Origin of the sequence: Halomonas sp. SIMBA_159 (assembly GCF_046536035.1) — a bacterium.
Classification (GTDB): Bacteria; Pseudomonadota; Gammaproteobacteria; order Pseudomonadales; family Halomonadaceae; genus Vreelandella; species Vreelandella venusta_A.
In genome coordinates this window covers 1-322 of record NZ_JAWJBT010000250.1, presented here as the reverse complement: position 1 = coordinate 322, position 322 = coordinate 1, and the positions used below count along the sequence as shown (strand labels likewise).

Sequence of the window (322 nt, the reverse complement as noted above, 5' to 3'; positions counted from 1 at the left end):
GCATCAAGGTTGGTTATCGGTCTTTATTCAGCGCCGTATGAGCTGTCCATTTACGACAGCGGAGCTGGTTCAGGATACTTACCTCAGGTTGCTGAGCAGCGGCAGGCTGCCGGCGTCAGGGGAATCCCGCCGTTACCTGACGCATATCGCCAAGGGGCTGCTGCTTGACTTCTACCGCCGCCGCCGGGTGGAATCTGCCTATCTCGAATACCTGCAACAGCAGCCGCAACAAGTGGCGGTGTCGTCGGAGGAGCGGCTGCAAATGGTGGAACCAATCGGCTGTCCGGCCAGCATGTGGGCACCATCCAGCTCGCCGTCAATC

1 protein-coding gene is annotated in these 322 nt (G+C 59.6%); it reads left to right on the top strand.

Annotated features, from left to right (window positions below; genetic code table 11):
- Positions 1 to 322 (top strand): sigma factor (locus R0J87_RS19185; protein WP_498888230.1); only part of this gene is annotated, 322 nt, incomplete at both ends.